The following is a 17,418-nucleotide window of genomic DNA, read 5'->3' on the forward strand; positions in this document are numbered from 1 at the left end:
GATTCATGTTCACTTGACGGCGCCCATGGTAAGCCCGCGAACCAGGTGGCGCTGCACCAGCAGCGCAAATAAGACGATCGGCAGTGCGCCGATGACGCCGGCGGCGGCCATCGAGGCCCAGTCGGTGTCGATGCGCCCGATCAGTGTGGCGGTGCCCCGCGGCATGGTCATCGCTCGGGGCGTCGCCGTCAGCGCTAGCGCGAAGAGAAATTCGTTGAAGGTGACCAGCACCGCGAAGATCGCGGTCGCCGCAAGCCCGGGTGCGGCAAGCGGCAGCGTGATGCGGCGGAAGGCGCCGAAGCGGGAATCGCCGTCGACCATTGCGGCTTCCTCGAGCTCGACCGGGATTTCGCGAAAGAAGCTCTCCATCATCCAGACGCAGAAGGTGACGTTGAAGGCTGTGTAGGTGGCGATCAGCCCGAGCCAGCTGTCGAGCAGGCCGAGGCTGAGCATCAAGAGATAGACCGGGATCAGGATGACGACCGGCGGGATGATGCGCAGCGTCAAAAGGAACAGGCCGACCTTGCGCTCCATGGCGAAAGGCAGGCGAAAGCGTGCGATCGCATAGGCGCCCATCGCGCCGACCACGAGCGCGATGGCTACGGAGAAGAACGTCACGACCAGCGAATTGGTGAGGTAGGAGCCGAACTGCTTTTCGGTGAACAGCCTGACGTAATTGTCGAGCGTCGGCACATGCGGGTAGAGCGTGCCTTCCTGCGTGATCTCGCGGTTGGACTTGAGCGACGTCGAGACCAACCAGTAGATCGGCAACAGCACGACGGCCAGCACGAAGCTCGTTGTCAGGATGCGCGCCAGACGGGTCCTCATGACGCGTCGATCCTGCGCAACAACCTGATGGCGCTGAAGGCGAGCGCCAGCACGACCAAGCCGATGGTCACGAACAGAGCGGCCGCATAGCCGGTCTGCTGGAACTTGAAGGCGGTGTCGTAGCCGTAAATCGAAACCAGCCTCGTCGCCTCGCCCGGTCCGCCGCGTGTCAGCACGAAGACCTGGTCGAAGGTTCCGAAGGCGTCGATGGTCCTGAGCACGATGGCCACCGCCAGCACCGGCCGCATCATTGGGAAGGTGAGATCGGCAAACACCCGCCAGGCGCCGGCGCCGTCGACGCGCGCCGCCTCGAATGGCTCGTGCGGCAGCGATTGCAGGCCGGCGAGCAGGATCAGGAACATCAGCGGCGTCCATTCCCAGACGTCGAGGACGACGAGACCGATGAAGGCGTTGAGCCGGTTGCCGAGGATCTGCACCGCGCCGCCGCCCATGGCTTCCGACAGCGCCGTCAGCATGCCGGCGTCGCTGGCGTAGATCAGCCTGAAGACGATAGCGACAACGACCGGTGTGATCACCATCGGAATGATCAGCACCGTCCGCAACAGGCGGATGCCGCGAAACTCGCGCAGGCAGAATAGCGCCAGCGCAAAGCCCAGAACCGCTTCCAACGACACCGACAGCGCGACGAACTTCACCGTGACCCAGAGCGCGTTCAGGAACTGTGCGTCGCTCCACAGATGCACATAGTTCTGCAGGCCGACATCGGAGATCGGCGAGCCGTAGCGATAGGCCCTGGTGCTGGCCCTGAGACCATCCCAGAGCGGATAGACCAGCACGCCGAGCACGATCATCAGGCCCGGCGCCAGCATGAGATATGGGAGGGCCAGGTCGAGCCCCGCCCCCTGCAGGCGATATTTGCGCGCCTGCGTGCCAATTTGCATCAGTAGTAGCCGGCTGTGGTCAGGTAGTCCTTGACCTGCTTTGCGGCAGTGTCCAGGGCCACACCGCCGCCGGACCCGGCTTGGAGTGCCTTGTTGAGCTCGATGCCGAGCAGTTCCTCGACCTTCGCCCAGTCCGGCGTGCGCGGCCGGGGCAGCGCGCCGGCGTCGAGCTGCTGCAGGGCGACCGGGATCAGCCGGTTGCCGGGCTTGGCGATGCCGAAGGCGCTGCGCTTAACCGGGATCGAGCCCGCTTCCGAGAGCTTGGCCTGGGTCTCGGCGCTGGTGTACCACTTCAGGAACTCGATCGCGTTCGCCTTGTTGGGCGCCGATTTCGGAACGCCGGCGATGAAGATGCCCATCTGCGCGATCGCCGACTGCTGCTTCGGCACCACGCCGAAATCAAGCTTGCCGGCGACCTTGGTCTGTGCGGGATCGTCGGCTTTCAGCGCATTGCCGGAATACTGGATGATCGCGCCGGCATCGCCGCCGAGTATCGCCGCCCCTTCCTGGTCGGAGTCGAACTCGACCACGCCGCTCGGCGCGTTCTGCTTCATCGTGCCAACGAAGAAATCGGCCGATGCCTTGCCTTCCGCCGAATTGAAGATCGGGTTCCATTTGTCGTCGAAGAAGGCGCCGCCGAATGACAGGAAGACCGGATACCAGCTGGTGACGATCGGATTGCCGGAGACGCCACGGAAGACGACCGGGTATTTGATCTTGCCGGCCGCGACCCCTTCCTTGCCCTTGGCGATCACCTCGTCCCAGGTCTTCGGCGCGCCACCGGTGAAGACATCGTTGCGGTAGGTCAGCGTCTGCAAATCGCCGACGAACGGCACGCAGATCAGCGTCGGCTTGGCGTCCTCGAAGCCCTTGACGCGCGGCCCCTTCTGCGGCGGCCAGTAGCCCATGTCCATCATCGGGCCGATCCAGTCCTTGTCGGCGCCGTCGATGCCGCCTGCGCCGAGATCCTCGAGCACATTGGCGGCGCCGAACTGCGGCACCCAGGGATCATCGAGTAGATAGAGGTCGTACTGGCCGGCGCCGCTTTGGGCGTCGGCGAACCACTTCTCCAGGGTCACGCCGTATTCGTCCTCGAGGAACTCGATGTCGAAGCCGGCCTCCTTCGCCTGCGGAACGATCTTCTGCTTGAACGGCGTCAGGCCACCATCGGCGAAAGCGCCGATGATGACCTTCTTGCCGGCGGCTCTCGCCGGCATTGGCAGGCCGAGCGTGGCGAGGGCCGTGGTGGCCAAAGCCAGGCCAAGGCCGCCCTTGATGACGGAGCGGCGAGTAAGTCTGCTTCTACTAGAATGCGTCATTTCTCTCTCCCGTTACTGTTGACCCTATGGACGGCGGTGATGCCGACCGAATTGAAGAAACAAGCGTTCGCCGCGTCGAAGGCGACGCCGATGTTTTCGCCCACCGCACCCCTGAAATCGCGGCCGGCCCGCACTTGGACGTTGCCGCCATCGACGCGGACATTGACCAGCGTCTCGTTGCCCATCGGCTCGACGACGTAGATTTCGCCGGGCAGCGCACATGGCGCGCCGGGTTGGGCGACGCTGCAGTCTTCCGGGCGCAGCCCGATCTCGACGATTTCGGCGAGGCGGCATGCGGTGAGCCGCGTTCGCTCCAGCGGCACGAGCTTTCCGCCGGCGATCACGCCTTGCTCGGCCAGCGCGACCGGCAGGATGTTCATCGGCGGATTGCCGACGAAGGTGGCGACGAAGCGGTTTGCCGGGCGGTCGTAAATGTCGATGGGCGGCGCCATCTGCTGCAGATCGCCACCATGCATGACGGCGACCAGATCGGCCATGGTCAAGGCCTCGACCTGGTCGTGGGTGACGTAGATGGTGGTGGCGCTGAGGCGCTGGCAGAGGCGCTTGATCTCGCCGCGCATCGTCAGCCGCAGCCGCGCGTCGAGATTGGACAGTGGCTCATCCATGAGAAAGGCCGCCGGATCCCTGACGATTGCCCGCGCCAGCGCCACGCGCTGTCGCTGCCCGCCCGAGAGCTGGCGCGGCCGGCGGTCGAGCAGATGGCCGATCTCGAGGATGGCGGCGACATCGCCGATCTTGGCCTTGCGCTCGGCGTCCGACGTACCGCGGATCCACAGCGGATAGCCGATGTTTTCGGCAATCGTCATCTGCGGATAGAGCGCGTAGCTCTGGAATACCATGGCGATGTCGCGGTCGCGCGGCTGCAGCCGCGTGACGTCGCGCTCGCCAATGAACACCTTGCCGGCGCTCGGCATGTCGAGGCCGGCCAGGATGCGGAGCGCCGTCGTCTTGCCACAGCCCGACGGGCCGAGGAGAGCGAGGAATTTGTGGTCCGGCACAGCGAGGTCGAGCGATCTCAGCACGTTTAGTGCGCCGAAATTCTTGACCACGCTCTTGTACAGGACCGAACTCATCGCCCTCCCTGGCGCCCCCTTGTGCCTCAGGCCGGCCGCTCGTCGACCGTAAACCCGGCCTTGCGCGCGAGATAGCATAGATTGCGATAGCCCATCGTCGCATAGGTGAGCGGATGCGCCTTGCTAGGATCCTGCTCGGCCTCGACGATCAGCCAGCCGGCATAGCCATGGTCGGCGAGCACTTTCAGCAAGGTCGGATAGTCGATCGCGCCATCGCCGGGCACGGTGAAGATGCCATCCATCACCGCCCCCATGAAGCTCATGTCGGCGGCCCGCGCCCGCTTCAGCACCTCAGGCCGCACATCCTTGCAATGCACGTGGACGACGCGACGGATGTGCCGCCTCAAGAGGCTTTCGGGATCGCCGCCGGAAAAGGCGCAATGGCCGGTGTCGTAGAGTAGGCCGACGGCCTCGCCCGAGCCCGCCATCAGCCTGCCGATCTCCTCGTCGGTCTCGATGATGGTGCCCATATGATGATGGAAGGCCATGCCGACGCCGAAATCGGCGAAGCGTTCGGCGAGCCGTGTGATCTTGGCGCCATAGGCCTTCCATTCATCGTCGGCCAGCTTCGGCCGCTGCGAGATCGGATCATGGATGGCGCCGTGGCGGCCGCGCGAGGTGTCGGCATAGACGACGTGTTTCGCGCCGAGGTCGCGCAAAAGTGTCAGATGCGGCAGGATCGCGTCGAATTCTTCCTCGACTTCCTTCTCGCAGATGCGGCCATCGTACCAGCCGGAGACGAGCGCCAGATTGTAAGGCTGAAGAACAGCCGCCAGCGCCTTGCTTTCCCTCGGGAATTTGCCACCGAGCTCGGTGCCGGCATAGCCGGCCTGGCGGGTCTCGGACAGGCAGGTTTCGAGTGGCGTGTCGCCGCCCAGCTCGGGCACGTCGTCATTCGTCCACGTGATCGGGTTGATGCCTATCCTGACAGCCATCCTGGCTCCCGCCTGCGCAGGCTTCCGTGGCGATGGCGCTCCACCCGCTCAGTGCGGGCAGTGGACGCTCTGCCTACGGCATGTCTGTCGCGCTGTTCCCATTTTTCTTTCAATCTAAGCGCCAATCTGTATCCATCGCGAGGGCCAGTTCGGGCCGAAGTGAAGGTGCCAGTTTCGCTTTCCGTCGAGGTCGGCTAAGTTTGCCCTTCCCTCTTGCCGCAGGGGTGTTCGATGCAGATTTCGAAGCGCAGGCGCCAAGCCTTTCCGATGGAAGCGCTGGCCATCGAGCGGACGGTGGCCGAGCCGATCCAGCGCCAGCTCTACCGGCAGATCGCCGCGATGATCCGCGACAAGCGGCTGGCGCCGGGCTTGGAGCTGCCCTCCACCCGCGCGCTGGCCGAGGATCTCGGCCTTGCCCGCAACACCATCGTCGGCGCCTACGACCAGCTGACGACCGAGGGCTATCTCACCAGCCGGCGGGGCGCGCGCGCCGTCGTCGTCGACCTGCCGGCCAATTCGCCCGGCAAGGACAAGCGCAGCGCTTCCGCGACCGCCATCCGCCATCCGTTGTCAAAGCGCGGCGAAAGCCTGATGCGGCAGCCCTTCCACCACGGCGCGCCCGGCCGCTTCGCCTTCCACCCCGGCATGCCCGACGCGCAGAATTTTCCGTTCGGGGTGTGGGGGCGGCTGCTCGCCCGCCGCGCCACGTTCGGCGCCGATATGCTGTTCGGCACCTATCACGTCACCGGCCTGCCGGCGCTGAAGGAGGCGATCGCAAGCTATCTGATGTCGGCGCGCGGCGTACGCTGTTCGCCGGAGCAGATCGTGGTGACGACGGGCGCCCAGGCCGCGTTCGACTTGCTGGCCCGCCTGCTGCTCGACCCCGGCGACCCGGTGTGGCTGGAGGAACCGGGCTACTACGCTGCGAGGGCGACCTTCACCGTGGCGGGCGCCACCATATTGCCGCTTGCCGTCGACCGCGACGGCTGGCAGATGAATCCGCCCGAGATCGCGCCGCGGCTGATCTATGTGACGCCGGCCTGCCAGCATCCGCTCGGCATCACCATGCGCATGGACCAGCGGCTGCGCCTGTTCGAGATCGCCGAGCGCCACAATTCCTGGATCATCGAGGACGATTTCGACGGCGAGTACCGCTTCCAGGGACGGCCTGTGCCGGCGATCCAGAGCATGGATTACGCCGACTGCGTCATCTATGTCGGCACCTTCGCCAAGCTCTTGTTCCCGGCGCTCAGGCTCGGCTTCATGGTGCTGCCGCCGGCGCTGTGCGAGGGCATCCCGCATGCGCTGAGCACCACCGGGCAGTTCGCGCCGCTGGTGCTTCAGGCCGCACTCGCCGACTTCATCGACGAAGGCCACATGAGCCGCCACCTGAAGCGCATGCGCCGCATCTATGCCGAGCGGCGCAAGCTGTTCCACGACCTTTTCGCCGCCGAATTGCCCGTCGACGTGACCCTTTCGCCGGCCGAAGCCGGTATCCAGCTCGTCGCGCATCTTCCCGACGATTGTGACGATCGCGCGGTGGTCGAAACCGCCGACAGGCTCGGCGTCAACACCTCGCCGCTGTCGAAATACCACTGGTCGACCTCCGGCAACGGCCTAGTGCTCGGCTACGCCGCCTGCAACAAGGCGCAGACGGAGGCAGGGATGCGACGGTTGCGGCAGGCGATCGAGCAGGCTCGGACACTGTGCTGACGCCCGGCCGCCCTAGCACGCTGCTGCGAACTCCGTTGCCGTGTATCCACCCGAAAATCGTTCTGGCGAAGGGTTCGGGGGGCTTGGCACGTCTCCTCTCTCATTCGCGAGATCTCCCATGATCAGGAGCGCGTAAGATTGATGGACACAACAGGCGGATACATGCTGACTTCGATTGTCAGGGCGGCCGAACAACCGGGTTGGATCGTGTCCCGTGGCGCGCTGATCAGCCCGGCCCATGCCGGAGAGCACGGCGACCAATGCCGCCAGCTACACCTGTATGGGGCGATGAGAGTCAAGCCTGCTCCTGCATTTCTCCATCTCCTAGTTCGGCCGATTGGCGACCATCTCCTCGTCCCGACCTAACTTCGCTCTGGCCGCCGCGCGCAGTGACGGTCAAGGCTGGGCCGCAGGCCCGATCGCGCAGCGACTTGCCCTTGACGGTCACGAGCACGGCGGCAGGCTTGCTCGGTCGGCTGGGGACCCGGCGAGGTGCCGACAATGGATTCCGAGGCGGAGTTCGCCATGAGCAGGCGCGGGCGGCCGCGCGGCAGACTTGTATTCGGTCGATCTCAGGGGATCTGAACCATGATGCAGCATGCGCATCGGTAGGCGAAGCTCCGGGGCGGCGGGCCCATTCTACGTCCGCGGTCTGAGGACCATGTGTAGCTTCGGGTTGCCGCCACCTCGGATCATCATCGGCAGACCCTCTGCGGGCCAGCCAATTGGGTGTGTGTTGCTCTCCTCTTCCCACGTGTCCCCATCACGCCGCACGCAAGCTGACGCCCGGTGGCGCCTCGCCCGTGGTGACGAGGCGCCACAGCGCAATCAGAAGCTTGCGCGCCAGCGCCACGATCATCGTCTTGCGCGTGGCCTTGCGGCCGTCGGCCGTGCGCGCCTGGAACCATCGGGCCAGCGCACTGTCCTTCTGGAAGAGGAGAAAGCGCCAGCCAGTTGGATCATGCCATGCCGCACGCGGGCACTGCCGGCGCGTGCCAGCCCCTTCTCGCGCCGGCGTTTGCCGCTCTCGTCGGGCGAACCCGTGAGCCCGGCATAGCGCGCCACCGCGCGGCGATCACGCAATCCGCGCGACAGGATCTCGTGGACCAGCATGTCCGCCGTCTCGACACCGACGCCGATGACCCGTGCGATGAGGCGCACCATCGCATGCGGGCCTTCTGGTGCAGCCGGAGCCGCGGCGAGCCTACGCAGGCGGTCGCCCTCGATGGTGCGGATCTGCGCACGCAGGAGGTCGAGCGCTCAAGCAAGCGGTGCAACTCGGGCGCGGGTGTTGTCCGGCAGCGGCGTTCCCTCCGCTATGCGGATGGCCATGAGCCAGTCGGCCGCATTGCGCAGGCTCAAGCGGAAGCTGCAAATGCCGAAGCGGGCGAGAATCGCCTTGATGCGGTTGACGAGCCGCGTCTGCTCACCGACCAAGGTCTGTCGCTCGCGGTTCGGCCGCCGCGCGTCCTCTTCTTCGAGCGTCGGAATCGCCGCCATACTGCAATGGCGCTTCTCGCCACGCAGCCAGCCGAGAAAGGCGCGCATCAAAAGCTCCGTGTCGAGCCGATCTGTCTTGGCACGCCGGTGCTCACGCGACACCGCAACGCTGGCAGGGTGGATGGCATAGGCCTCGATGTCGCGCGCCCGCAGCCAGCGCGCCAGCCAAAAGCCGTCGCCGGCCGCCTCATAGGCGACGGCGATCCGCTTGATCGTATGCCCGGCCTGGCCGGCTTCGTCGCGCCAGCGCTGCAGCAGCTTCAACCATGATGGCGCGTCGGCATCAATCTTCTTCAGCGGCTGGCGCTTGAATCCCGGAACAAGCGCGGCAATCAGCCACTTCGCGCCTTGCTCATTTCGATGACGGCGACGATCGTGTTATCCTGTTCGAGAGCGGTAAGGGACCGGCTTGCGTCAAAAGACTGCGGCATGGGGCGCCTCCTTCTGAAGAGTTGGTTCTAACAGCGCCGAAAGATGCCACACCCTCGCCGCTCGCCCCATAGCATCTACGCCGTGGGACACGATCTTCGCGACGACTGAAGAAGTGGCAAACATGGTCGTCTATGTCTGTTCGGAGCAAGCTTCAGCGACAAGCGGCGCTGGTCTGCGCGTCGACGGCGGCGTCCTTCGGTCGATCGTCTAAGCGGCGCTGTCGTCACACGCATTGGGCCGCCACGCGCTTCAACAATCTTCCTGCGCGGCGGCACTCGGCTCGGGTGGCATCGTCGCCGCCCTCCTGCGATCACCGCTCGTTGGAGAGGACCTCGACCTGACACGTGATCGTGCCCCTCCGCGCGATCTGGACCTGTAGATCCTGGCTGATCAGGCAGCCTTGCGATCTGCGGCGCGATAGACGCCATAGCCGACTTTTACCAGCAGCCCCTCTTCGCACATCCGGGCCAGATAGTGTCTTGGGATACCGATGGCGGTGAAATCGTAGGTCCTCACCGTGGCCCGTTCGCGGGCAAAAGCGTATGCTTTTTCTCGCAGTGAGGCCTTCGGGCCGCCGGTCAGCCGAATGCGCTCTCTTCACGGTCGCGGTCGCGTTTCCGTCGCTTTGGAAGCCGTAGCGAACGTTCGACGGTAATCGGCAGCACATATTTCGCGTTTTCGCGGCTTCTTCGGTCCCGGCGAGCAAAGATGTCGCATGACGGTGCTGCCGGCAGCAGCAAGAGTGCCCGATCGGGCGACAGCGGGTCGGGGTTGCGCAGCCCGATCGGGTGCGGCTTAGTAAAACGCCTCGGCTTTAGCTAGCGCCCGCACATAAACGTCAACCTGCTGATACCATTGAATTAATCTTGATTTTTGACGGGCGATCGAGAAAGCATATGCCGGCGTTAATTTGAAATCCGCTTTGCGCGCCCTGCACTCGGAAAACTTCGAGGTGAGGTAGAGATGCGGCACCTTCGCAATGCCGCATCTCGTTTTTCTCGTCAGGCGGGAACAGCCACGCGTTCAGATATCGGCTTCTGAACCGGCTCGGAAAAGTCGAGCACCATCCGTCCCTGAATTCTGCCGGCCTTGAGGTCGGCAAATATCGTATTGATGTCTTCGAGACGTGCCTTGGTGATTTCGGCCTTTACCTTGCCGTCCGCGGCGAAGGCGATGGCTTCGTCGAGATCGCGCCTCGTTCCCACGATCGAGCCACGCACCGTAATACGCTTCAACACGACGTCGAAGATCGGTGTCGGAAATTCCCCGGGCGGCAAGCCGACAAGACTGATCGTGCCCTTGCGGCGAACCATATGGAGCGCCTGGCTGAAGGCCGGCGTCGACACCGCCGTAACGAGGATGCCATGTGCGCCGCCGTCGGTGCCCTTGATGACCCTGGCCACCGCATCGGCCGAGCGCGCGTCGACGGCAAGATCCGCCCCGGCGGCTTTGGCCAGGGCGAGCTTTTCGGGCGCAACGTCCAAGGCAACCACCTTCAGTCCCATCGCCTTAGCATACTGGATTGCCACATGGCCGAGACCGCCGACGCCGGATATGGCCACCCATTCGCCGGGCCGCGCCTCCGTTTCCTTCAGGCCCTTGTATGTGGTCACGCCGGCGCACAGGATCGGCGCCATCTGCGCGAAATCGACGCCGGCCGGCAGCCGGGCGGCAAAGGGCGCCGACGCGATGACATATTCGGCGAAGCCGCCGTCGCAGCTGTAACCGGTATCGTGCTGGTGTTCGCACAGGGTCTCCCAACCGGTCTCGCAGTATTCGCAACGCATGCAGGCATCGTGCAGCCAGGCGACGCCGACTGGATCGCCCTTCTTGAAGTCCGTCACGCCGGGGCCGAGGGCCGCGACGACGCCCGCAACCTCATGTCCGGGAATGAACGGGGGTAAAGGCTTCACCGGCCAGTCGCCATCGGCGGCATGCAGATCGGTATGGCAGACGCCGCACGCGATCACCTTGACGAGGATTTCGCCCGGTCCAGGAACGGGAACCGCCACCTGTTCGATCGATAGTGGCCTGCCAAATTCACGGACCACGGCAGCCTTCATCAGCTTCACCACTGCGCATTCTCCTTACTTCTAGCGGCATCAGTTCTGGTTGCGTCGACCGACAATCTGCGGCTCGCCGGCCCCTTTCATTGATCCAGCGCAAATGGGGAAACCTTTCACGGTTGACCGAAATCAAAGCCTGCAAGATCGGGAAGCATAGGGTCATCGGAAGCAGCTACGAACCACGTACTGCTGAAAGGATGAGGTCATGTCACATCACGCGTTGGAACTTGTGCGCTCGAAGGGGAACCTTCCCGCACGCTACGGCAATTTCATCGGCGGTAAATGGCTCGCCCCGACTGACGGCCATTACTTCACCGACTACAGCCCCATTAATGGCCAGAGACTGGTGGAGGTCGCCAAATCGACTGAACGTGATGTCGAACTTGCACTCGACGCCGCCTACAAGGCCAAAGATTCCTGGGCGCGTATATCGCCGGCCGAACGGGCGAAGCTGCTCAATAAGGTCGCCGACCGCATGGAGGAGAATCTCGAACTGCTGGCGCTGGCCGAGACGCTCGACAACGGCAAGCCCATTCGCGAAACGCGCGGCGCTGACATACCGCTCGCCATCGACCACTTCCGCTATTTCGCCGGCTGCGTCCGCGCCGAGGAAGGAGGGATCTCGACGATCGACGCGGAGACGGTCGCATACCATTTCAAGGAGCCGCTGGGTGTCGTCGGTCAGATCATCCCATGGAACTTTCCGCTGCTGATGGCGGCGTGGAAGATCGCCCCGGCCCTTGCGGCAGGCAACTGCACGGTCATCAAGCCTGCCTCCAACACGCCGCTTACACTGCTGATGTTTGCCGGCCTCACGGCGGACATTCTCCCGGCAGGCGTTCTCAACGTGGTCACTGGGCCAGGCGGCAGCGTCGGCAAGGCCATCGCCGCCAACCCCCGCATCTCCAAAGTGTCCTTCACCGGTGAGACGACCACGGGAAGACAGATCATGGGATATGCGGCCGAGCACCTCATTCCCCAGACCATGGAGTTGGGTGGCAAGTCGCCGAACATCTTCATGGCCGACGTCATGGATGCCGACGACGAGTTCTTCGACAAGGCTCTCGAAGGCTTCGCTCTCTTCGCTTTCAACAAGGGCGAGGTCTGCACGTGCCCGTCCCGTGCTCTCGTTCAGGAATCGATCTTCGATAAATTCATGGAACGCGCCGTGGCCCGCGTCGCCAGGATCACGGTCGGCGATCCGCTCGATCCAACGACGCAGATGGGCGCGCAGGCTTCGCAGGATCAACTCGACAAGATCCTGGGTTACATCGAGATCGGCAAGCAAGAAGGCGCCCGATGTGTCGCTGGTGGCGAACGTGCCCATCTCGGCGGTGAGTTTGAGAAGGGCTACTTCGTCAAGCCAACCGTGTTCACCGGTGACAACTCGATGCGCATCTTTCAGGAAGAGATTTTCGGGCCGGTGCTGTCGGTCACCTCTTTCAAGACCATCGACGATGCGATCCGGATCGGGAACGATACAATCTACGGTCTGGGCGCTGGCGTGTGGTCGCGCAACGGCAACGACTGCTACCGCGTCGGGCGCTCGATCCGGGCCGGGCGGGTGTGGACCAACTGCTATCACGCCTATCCGGCCCATGCCGCTTTCGGCGGATACAAGGCCTCCGGTTTCGGCCGCGAGAACCACAAGATGATGCTCGATCACTACCAACAGACGAAGAATCTTCTCGTCAGCTACGGCACCAAGACTCTCGGCCTATTCTGACTTGCAGCTGAGGGATCTGGGAACAGGGCGACCGATCATGAACAGGCGATGGCATGCGGCAAACCCCATGCCTTCGAACCCAACCATGGACGATCGGATCGCATGGCACCTTAAACACGCCGTTCATTGCGGATGCCGGAATATTCCTTTGGGCATCCACAGTGAATTGGCACGGCGTGGGATATTCGCGACCGCAATCTCCTCACAGCTTCGTCCACAACGGCTGGCGCCAGGCTGCACAGGCGGAAAGGACAGGAATCGATGCTCGCGCCAAATCCCGGAGTACCAAATCCTGAGGGGACGGTTTTCCAGGCTGCGCCTCGCGCGAACCTCCTCGGGCGTCAGCCCGAGAAAATCGCGGAAAGCGCGGGTGAACGCTTCGTGCGAGCCGTGGCCGGCGCCAAGCGCCACCGACAGCGTATCGGGTGCGTCATCGACCAGCTCGCGGGCCGCTTGGTTGAGATGCCTGCCGCGCAAAACATACGAACACCGAATGGTCGGTCACTTCGCGAAACACGCGCGACATAGAAGCGCGACAGACCGCTTGCCTAGGCGACATTGCCGAGTGTGATCGGATCGGCCGAATGGCTACCAGAGCGCCCTTTTGCACTGCGTCCATGTGCGGCGAGTTGACGTTATTGCTTTGGAGCGTAACGTTCCTCCTCCGGCAACGAGTGCCAACGAAGAAAAAATCGATAGGTCGAGGGAATAGACCTGTCGCCGGCAAGGAGGAGTTGGTCGTGGCGAAGCATGTGCTCATTCTCATCGGCACCCGCAAAGGTGCTTTCATCCTGGAAACCGATTCCAAGCGCAAATCCTGGGGCCTCAAAGGTCCGTTCTGCGCGACATGGCCGATGAACCATGTTGTCGGCGACCCAGCGACGGGCGCGATCTATGGCGGCGGCGGCAATGAATGGTTCGGCCCCGCGGTCTGGAAATCGACCGATCTCGGCGAGAGCTGGACCCATTCGAGCGAGGGGCTCGCCTATGGGTCGGGCGCCGAGCCGATCACGGCCGTGTGGAGCGTCGCGCCGAAGAACGGCAGCCTTTATGCCGGCGTGCAGCCTGCCGGTCTGTTCCGTTCCGACGATCGCGGTGAGACCTGGCAGCATGTTGAAGGGCTGCAGCAACACCCGTCACGCCCGAAGTGGAGCCCCGGCGGCGCTGGCCTGATCCTTCATTCGCTCGTGCCTCACCCGAACGACGAGAACCAGCTGTGGATCGGCATCTCGGCGGCCGGCGTGTTCTATACGTCGGACCGCGGCAGGACATGGGAGCCCCGCAACAAAGGAACCCGCGCCGATTTCCTGCCGGAGGGTGAGAATTATCCAGAGTTCGGCCAGTGCGTGCACAACCTCGTCGTAGCTGCAGGGAAGCCTGACCGGCTCTACCAGCAGAACCATTGCGGCATGTACCGCTCGGACGACGGCGGCAAGAGCTGGCAGAGCATAGAGAAGGGCCTGCCGTCGAGCTTCGGCTTCCCGGTGGCGGCCCACTCGAGCGACCCCGACACGGCCTTCATGATCCCACTCAACGGCGACACCGCGGGCCGCTATGTGCCCGATGCGAAAGCCGCGGTGTGGCGCACGCGCGACGCGGGCGAGACCTGGCAGGCCTTACGCGAAGGCCTGCCGCAGCAAAACGCCTATTTCGGTGTGCTGAGGCAAGCGATGGCGACGGACCGGCTGGAGCCGGTCGGCGTCTATTTCGGCACATCGAGCGGTACGCTATTTGCCAGCGCCGACGAGGGCGACAGCTTTGCACCTATCGCCGAGCACCTGCCCGTCATCACCTCGGTCGAGACAATCGTGGTCGAGAGGTAAGGGCCGTGTCGAACGACACGCGTCACGCCCGACCCGCTCAGGCCGTTGCGATCACTGTGACGCTGCCCGGCGTGCTGGTCGACCTGTTCCCGGGCTCGACACGCTCGGTGGAGATGTCGGCATCAACAGTGGACGAGATGATCGACGAGCTCGACCGGCGCTGGCCGGGCATGCGCGACCGGCTATGCGACTCGACGCCGGCGATCAGGAAGCACATCAACGTCTTCATGGACGGCGAGCGCGCCAAGCTTGACACGCCGATCGAACCAGGGACGAAGGTGTTTGTCATCACCGCGATCAGCGGAGGGTAAATCCGCCACAGTCTACTTTTCGTCGCTTACGCCCCGCCCGAACGCAGCCTTTCTGCCGCAAAGCAGCAAAACGTTCGCAGCGCTCAGCCGCAGCAGCGAAGTCTAAACTGGCAGTTGGAAGAGTGTGGGGAAAAGGCGGTAGCGCTCTCCCGCTACCACTTAGTCAAGAAAATCAATCTGTTACGTAAGAAGCCGCTACCGTCAACCACACTGGGCACGCTCGCAGACGTCGACGTCGGGCCAGAAAGCAGACTTTACGTGCAGCAAGCTCAGCCTTGCTCATTAGCCGTTTGAAGTTCAGAAAGGCAGAAGCCGCACAGCTGGACGACACGGGCGAGGCGCCAGAGATGCGGGTCCCCGGCGCCTGCGTACAACCGACGATATCAGTTCGATCTGCGAAGAGTTTCGAACAGGAACCAGACCCGGTGCTCGGTCTCGTCGATCCAGTTCTCGAGGAGGCTCGCGGTGGCGACGTCGCCGTGCTCGTCGCAAAGGTCATGCAGGGCGCGCATGCGGGCGGCCAGCGTGCCGTTGTCCTCGCGCAGCTCCGCCAGCATCTCGTGCGGTTGGACGAAAGTGGCGTCGTTGTCCAAGAGGCGCTGGCGGCGGGAAATGTCGCCGATCGACCGAATGGCGGCGCCGCCTAGCTTGCGCACCCGTTCGGCCAGCGGATCGGTCATGGCAGGATCTGGTCTCCCTGGTCGTCGAGCAGCAGGTGATAGTCGCGGAAATGCGGTCCCGACATGTGCCAGTGGAAATTCTTGGTCTTAAGATAAAGGGCAAAGACGTCGGCCAGCAGAACCGTCGCTGCGGCAGAAATGTCGTGCACTGCTTCGTCGGAAAGACCTGACCTGGTGTGCAGGGCCGCACTCATGCGGGATTTGGCACTGTCTTCCATGATCCATACTCCTCGGTTGGGACCAAGCCGAAAGGAGGCTCCGCGGATTGGGATTGGTTTCGGGCCTACTCGAACTGGCCAGAACTCAGCGGATCGCTGGCGGAAAGGTCTCGCGAAGCGCCTCGTCCAGATTTTCATCGTTATGCTGTTTCCAGTCGGCACCAGGCTGATCGCATTCCAGAGGATCAGGCGGGGTCTCCTGTTCGGCCGCGAAGGCTCTGGACCTCTGCGGTTCGTTCGGTCGCATCATTTTCTCCTTCACTGGTTCCGCTCTGTCATTCCGGGTGGGCGACGTGCGCGGGCGTCGCTGGGCCAGCCTCTTCGGGCTGGCCGACAGGTGCAAAGAAACTGAATGCGACCAGAACGGCTGGGACGGCGAAGCACACATCGATCACCTCATCCCTTCAGTCTCGCGAATAGCATTGGCGGGTTAAAAAAATTTGGTTAACAGCGCAAGCGCGTCAATGTCGTGTCGGTCGATCCGCCAGAGGCATTCTTGAGCGTCGAGAAGACAAACCATCTTCGACGGCGACTTCCCCGAAAAGCGGTTGGTTAGCCAGACGGTGTTATTTTAATTAAATACACTTTTTTACAATAATGAGCATTAGGAACCGTTAATATACTGAGCTCCTTGCGATCATTTTCTGATTAGGAGGGCTTAACTGTGCGCTCCTGCAAAGGAGAGGCCGCACTGAATCTTTTTACTTCCACTTCGTCACAAAAGCGGACAAAATCGACGATCGCAAAGGCGTTGATCTGGAAGAACCTCATGCGGCGCATAGGCACGCGTTGGAGCTCATCAGGAAAACGGTCCTGTCTATCGGCGGGAGCCTTAGCGGGACTGGGTCATCGAAATCACCGACGCTGATGCGCAAAGCGTCATCACGGTCACTTTTCACCCAGACATCGCACCTCGCGATGTTTTCAAAAGCAGAACGCATGATGGTTTTTGCTGCGAGAAGAGGCAACGGCTGATGGGTGATGTGCCAATGTTCCGGGAGGAGAATGGTGATGAACAAGATCTCTCGTGTTGCTCTGATTGCCGATGACGACGAGTTTTTCCGGATTGCACTGCGCACGATCTTGGCAACCGAGCTTGAATTCTCGGTAGTGATCGAGACGGCGTCTCTTGACGACGCAATCGAACAGCTCTCCGAGCGGAGCGACATTTCCCTGGCCTTGTTCGATCTGGCCATGCCCGGCATGGAAAGCCCAGCAAGCCTCAAGGCGGTGCGCGATTTTCACAATGAGATGAAGATTGCGGTCGTGTCCGCCTCGGCGAGCCGGTTCGACATTCTGTCGGCGCTCGAGGCGGGCGTGCATGGTTATGTGCCGAAGGGTTTGGGCGCTGCGGAACTTACGGCAGCGCTTCGGCTGATCATAGCTGGCGTGATCTATGTGCCTCCCGCAATCGCTGACCGAACCATGCTTTCGGACGAACCCGTTACAGCGCAAGCCAGTGCTGCCCGTCTCCAGAAACCAGTCATCGATGCCCTGACGCCTCGGCAGCGGAACGTTCTTGAACTTATCGTCGAGGGCCATTCCAACAAGCAAATCGCCCGGAAGCTCGGCCTTGGCGAGGGAACGATAAAGATCCACTTGGCTGCTCTATTCAGAAATCTTGGCGTTAGAAATCGTGCCGCGGCGGCAGTGGCCGGATCGCGAATGATGTCAGGCGATGGACATGGAGCAAATCCAAATTGACATCGCTGGAGCTTGTCCCGGCAAGAAAAGTCGGGGAGCCACGAGCAGCCGCCCACAGAGTCGGTTCAGATGGTCGGGCCTGCGAGGACCACGACCAAGAGGATTAAGCCATTCCACAGCTGCACGGCCGCCGGCCTAGCCCATCCGACCGGATAGCCTAAATGGAT

The 17,418-nt window shown here is 63.0% G+C and carries 16 protein-coding genes and 1 pseudogene; 6 read left to right on the forward strand and 11 right to left on the reverse strand.

Going from position 1 to position 17,418, the window contains the following annotated elements:
- Positions 1 to 9: 9 nt before the first annotated feature.
- The 5 genes from EN859_RS30745 to iolE are packed head-to-tail and all read right to left on the reverse strand — an operon-like array spanning position 10 to position 5,078.
- Positions 10 to 828: a carbohydrate ABC transporter permease gene (locus EN859_RS30745; RefSeq protein WP_127856308.1), complete on the reverse strand. Its 819-nt coding sequence runs from the start codon at positions 826 to 828 to the stop codon at positions 10 to 12.
- Positions 825 to 1,730, reverse strand: a complete 906-nt coding sequence (locus tag EN859_RS30750; protein WP_127856307.1) for a sugar ABC transporter permease — start codon at positions 1,728 to 1,730, stop codon at positions 825 to 827. Before EN859_RS30750 ends, EN859_RS30745 begins: the two co-directional genes overlap by 4 nt.
- On the reverse strand, positions 1,730 to 3,049 hold the full coding sequence (locus tag EN859_RS30755; protein WP_127856306.1) for an extracellular solute-binding protein: 1,320 nt from the start codon (positions 3,047 to 3,049) through the stop codon (positions 1,730 to 1,732). Before EN859_RS30755 ends, EN859_RS30750 begins: the two co-directional genes overlap by 1 nt.
- Positions 3,046 to 4,143, reverse strand: a complete 1,098-nt coding sequence (locus EN859_RS30760) for an ABC transporter ATP-binding protein (protein WP_127856305.1) — start codon at positions 4,141 to 4,143, stop codon at positions 3,046 to 3,048. Before EN859_RS30760 ends, EN859_RS30755 begins: the two co-directional genes overlap by 4 nt.
- 26 nt (positions 4,144 to 4,169) lie before the next feature.
- Entirely contained in the window at positions 4,170 to 5,078 is a 909-nt protein-coding gene (iolE, locus tag EN859_RS30765) for a myo-inosose-2 dehydratase (protein ID WP_127856304.1), read from the reverse strand.
- Between the two features lie 231 nt (positions 5,079 to 5,309).
- Between iolE and EN859_RS30770 the strand changes: the two genes are divergently transcribed.
- Entirely contained in the window at positions 5,310 to 6,791 is a 1,482-nt protein-coding gene (locus EN859_RS30770; protein ID WP_127856303.1) for a PLP-dependent aminotransferase family protein, read from the forward strand.
- A gap of 855 nt (positions 6,792 to 7,646) precedes the next feature.
- On the opposite strand, the gene EN859_RS39750 is transcribed toward EN859_RS30770, so the two are convergent.
- The gene (locus tag EN859_RS39750; protein WP_245525790.1) at positions 7,647 to 7,955 is read right to left on the reverse strand and encodes an IS110 family transposase; all 309 of its coding nucleotides are present in this window, start codon (positions 7,953 to 7,955) and stop codon (positions 7,647 to 7,649) included.
- A 96-nt stretch (positions 7,956 to 8,051) separates the two neighbouring features.
- Positions 8,052 to 8,555, reverse strand: coding sequence for a transposase (locus EN859_RS39755; protein WP_245525791.1), 504 nt, complete (start codon positions 8,553 to 8,555; stop codon positions 8,052 to 8,054).
- A gap of 235 nt (positions 8,556 to 8,790) precedes the next feature.
- Here EN859_RS39755 and EN859_RS30780 point away from each other — a divergent pair, with 235 nt between their 5' ends.
- The gene (locus EN859_RS30780; protein WP_281015644.1) at positions 8,791 to 8,934 is read left to right on the forward strand and encodes an SDR family oxidoreductase; all 144 of its coding nucleotides are present in this window, start codon (positions 8,791 to 8,793) and stop codon (positions 8,932 to 8,934) included.
- A 179-nt stretch (positions 8,935 to 9,113) separates the two neighbouring features.
- On the opposite strand, the gene EN859_RS39760 is transcribed toward EN859_RS30780, so the two are convergent.
- Together EN859_RS39760 and adhP are read right to left on the reverse strand one after the other, a co-directional pair.
- Positions 9,114 to 9,239, reverse strand: coding sequence for a type IV toxin-antitoxin system AbiEi family antitoxin domain-containing protein (locus EN859_RS39760; RefSeq protein ID WP_245525792.1), 126 nt, complete (start codon positions 9,237 to 9,239; stop codon positions 9,114 to 9,116).
- Positions 9,240 to 9,724: 485 nt separating this feature from the next.
- Complete coding sequence (adhP, locus tag EN859_RS30790) at positions 9,725 to 10,786, reverse strand: alcohol dehydrogenase AdhP (RefSeq protein WP_127856338.1); 1,062 nt, start codon at positions 10,784 to 10,786, stop codon at positions 9,725 to 9,727.
- 208 nt (positions 10,787 to 10,994) lie between these two features.
- On the opposite strand from adhP, the gene EN859_RS30795 reads away from it, so the two are divergent.
- From EN859_RS30795 to EN859_RS30810, 3 genes are all read left to right on the forward strand, one after another.
- A complete protein-coding gene (locus tag EN859_RS30795) occupies positions 10,995 to 12,515 on the forward strand; it encodes an aldehyde dehydrogenase family protein (RefSeq protein WP_127856302.1) in 1,521 nt (506 codons plus the stop codon).
- Between the two features lie 740 nt (positions 12,516 to 13,255).
- A complete protein-coding gene (locus EN859_RS30805) occupies positions 13,256 to 14,338 on the forward strand; it encodes an exo-alpha-sialidase (protein ID WP_127856301.1) in 1,083 nt (360 codons plus the stop codon).
- Positions 14,339 to 14,343: 5 nt separating this feature from the next.
- Positions 14,344 to 14,649, forward strand: a complete 306-nt coding sequence (locus tag EN859_RS30810; protein WP_127856300.1) for a MoaD/ThiS family protein — start codon at positions 14,344 to 14,346, stop codon at positions 14,647 to 14,649.
- A 383-nt stretch (positions 14,650 to 15,032) separates the two neighbouring features.
- On the opposite strand, the pseudogene EN859_RS30815 reads toward EN859_RS30810, so the two are convergent.
- Positions 15,033 to 15,547, reverse strand: a pseudogene (locus EN859_RS30815) (DNA starvation/stationary phase protection protein).
- Positions 15,548 to 16,314: 767 nt separating this feature from the next.
- Positions 16,315 to 16,566: a hypothetical protein gene (locus EN859_RS30820; RefSeq protein WP_127856299.1), complete on the reverse strand. Its 252-nt coding sequence runs from the start codon at positions 16,564 to 16,566 to the stop codon at positions 16,315 to 16,317.
- Here EN859_RS30820 and EN859_RS30825 point away from each other — a divergent pair.
- Positions 16,559 to 17,251 (forward strand): response regulator transcription factor, encoded by a 693-nt coding sequence (locus tag EN859_RS30825; RefSeq protein ID WP_127856336.1) that lies wholly within the window; start codon positions 16,559 to 16,561, stop codon positions 17,249 to 17,251. The two genes, EN859_RS30820 and EN859_RS30825, sit on opposite strands and share 8 nt — an antisense overlap.
- The last annotated feature ends 167 nt before the right edge of the window (positions 17,252 to 17,418 follow it).

This window comes from Mesorhizobium sp. M00.F.Ca.ET.216.01.1.1 (genome assembly GCF_004010325.2).
In the GTDB taxonomy this organism is placed as follows: Bacteria; Pseudomonadota; Alphaproteobacteria; order Rhizobiales; family Rhizobiaceae; genus Mesorhizobium.

Excerpts from the sequence above, each read along its gene's own strand:
- EN859_RS30745 (WP_127856308.1), bottom strand. The coding sequence starts at position 828 with ATGAGGACCCGTCTGGCGCGCATCCTGACAACGAGCTTCGTGCTGGCC.
- EN859_RS30750 (WP_127856307.1), bottom strand. The coding sequence starts at position 1,730 with ATGCAAATTGGCACGCAGGCGCGCAAATATCGCCTGCAGGGGGCGGGG.
- EN859_RS30755 (WP_127856306.1), bottom strand. The coding sequence starts at position 3,049 with ATGACGCATTCTAGTAGAAGCAGACTTACTCGCCGCTCCGTCATCAAG.
- EN859_RS30760 (WP_127856305.1), bottom strand. The coding sequence starts at position 4,143 with ATGAGTTCGGTCCTGTACAAGAGCGTGGTCAAGAATTTCGGCGCACTA.
- iolE (WP_127856304.1), bottom strand. The coding sequence starts at position 5,078 with ATGGCTGTCAGGATAGGCATCAACCCGATCACGTGGACGAATGACGAC.
- EN859_RS30770 (WP_127856303.1), top strand. The coding sequence starts at position 5,310 with ATGCAGATTTCGAAGCGCAGGCGCCAAGCCTTTCCGATGGAAGCGCTG.
- EN859_RS39750 (WP_245525790.1), bottom strand. The coding sequence starts at position 7,955 with ATGGTGCGCCTCATCGCACGGGTCATCGGCGTCGGTGTCGAGACGGCG.
- adhP (WP_127856338.1), bottom strand. The coding sequence starts at position 10,786 with ATGAAGGCTGCCGTGGTCCGTGAATTTGGCAGGCCACTATCGATCGAA.
- EN859_RS30795 (WP_127856302.1), top strand. The coding sequence starts at position 10,995 with ATGTCACATCACGCGTTGGAACTTGTGCGCTCGAAGGGGAACCTTCCC.
- EN859_RS30825 (WP_127856336.1), top strand. The coding sequence starts at position 16,559 with ATGAACAAGATCTCTCGTGTTGCTCTGATTGCCGATGACGACGAGTTT.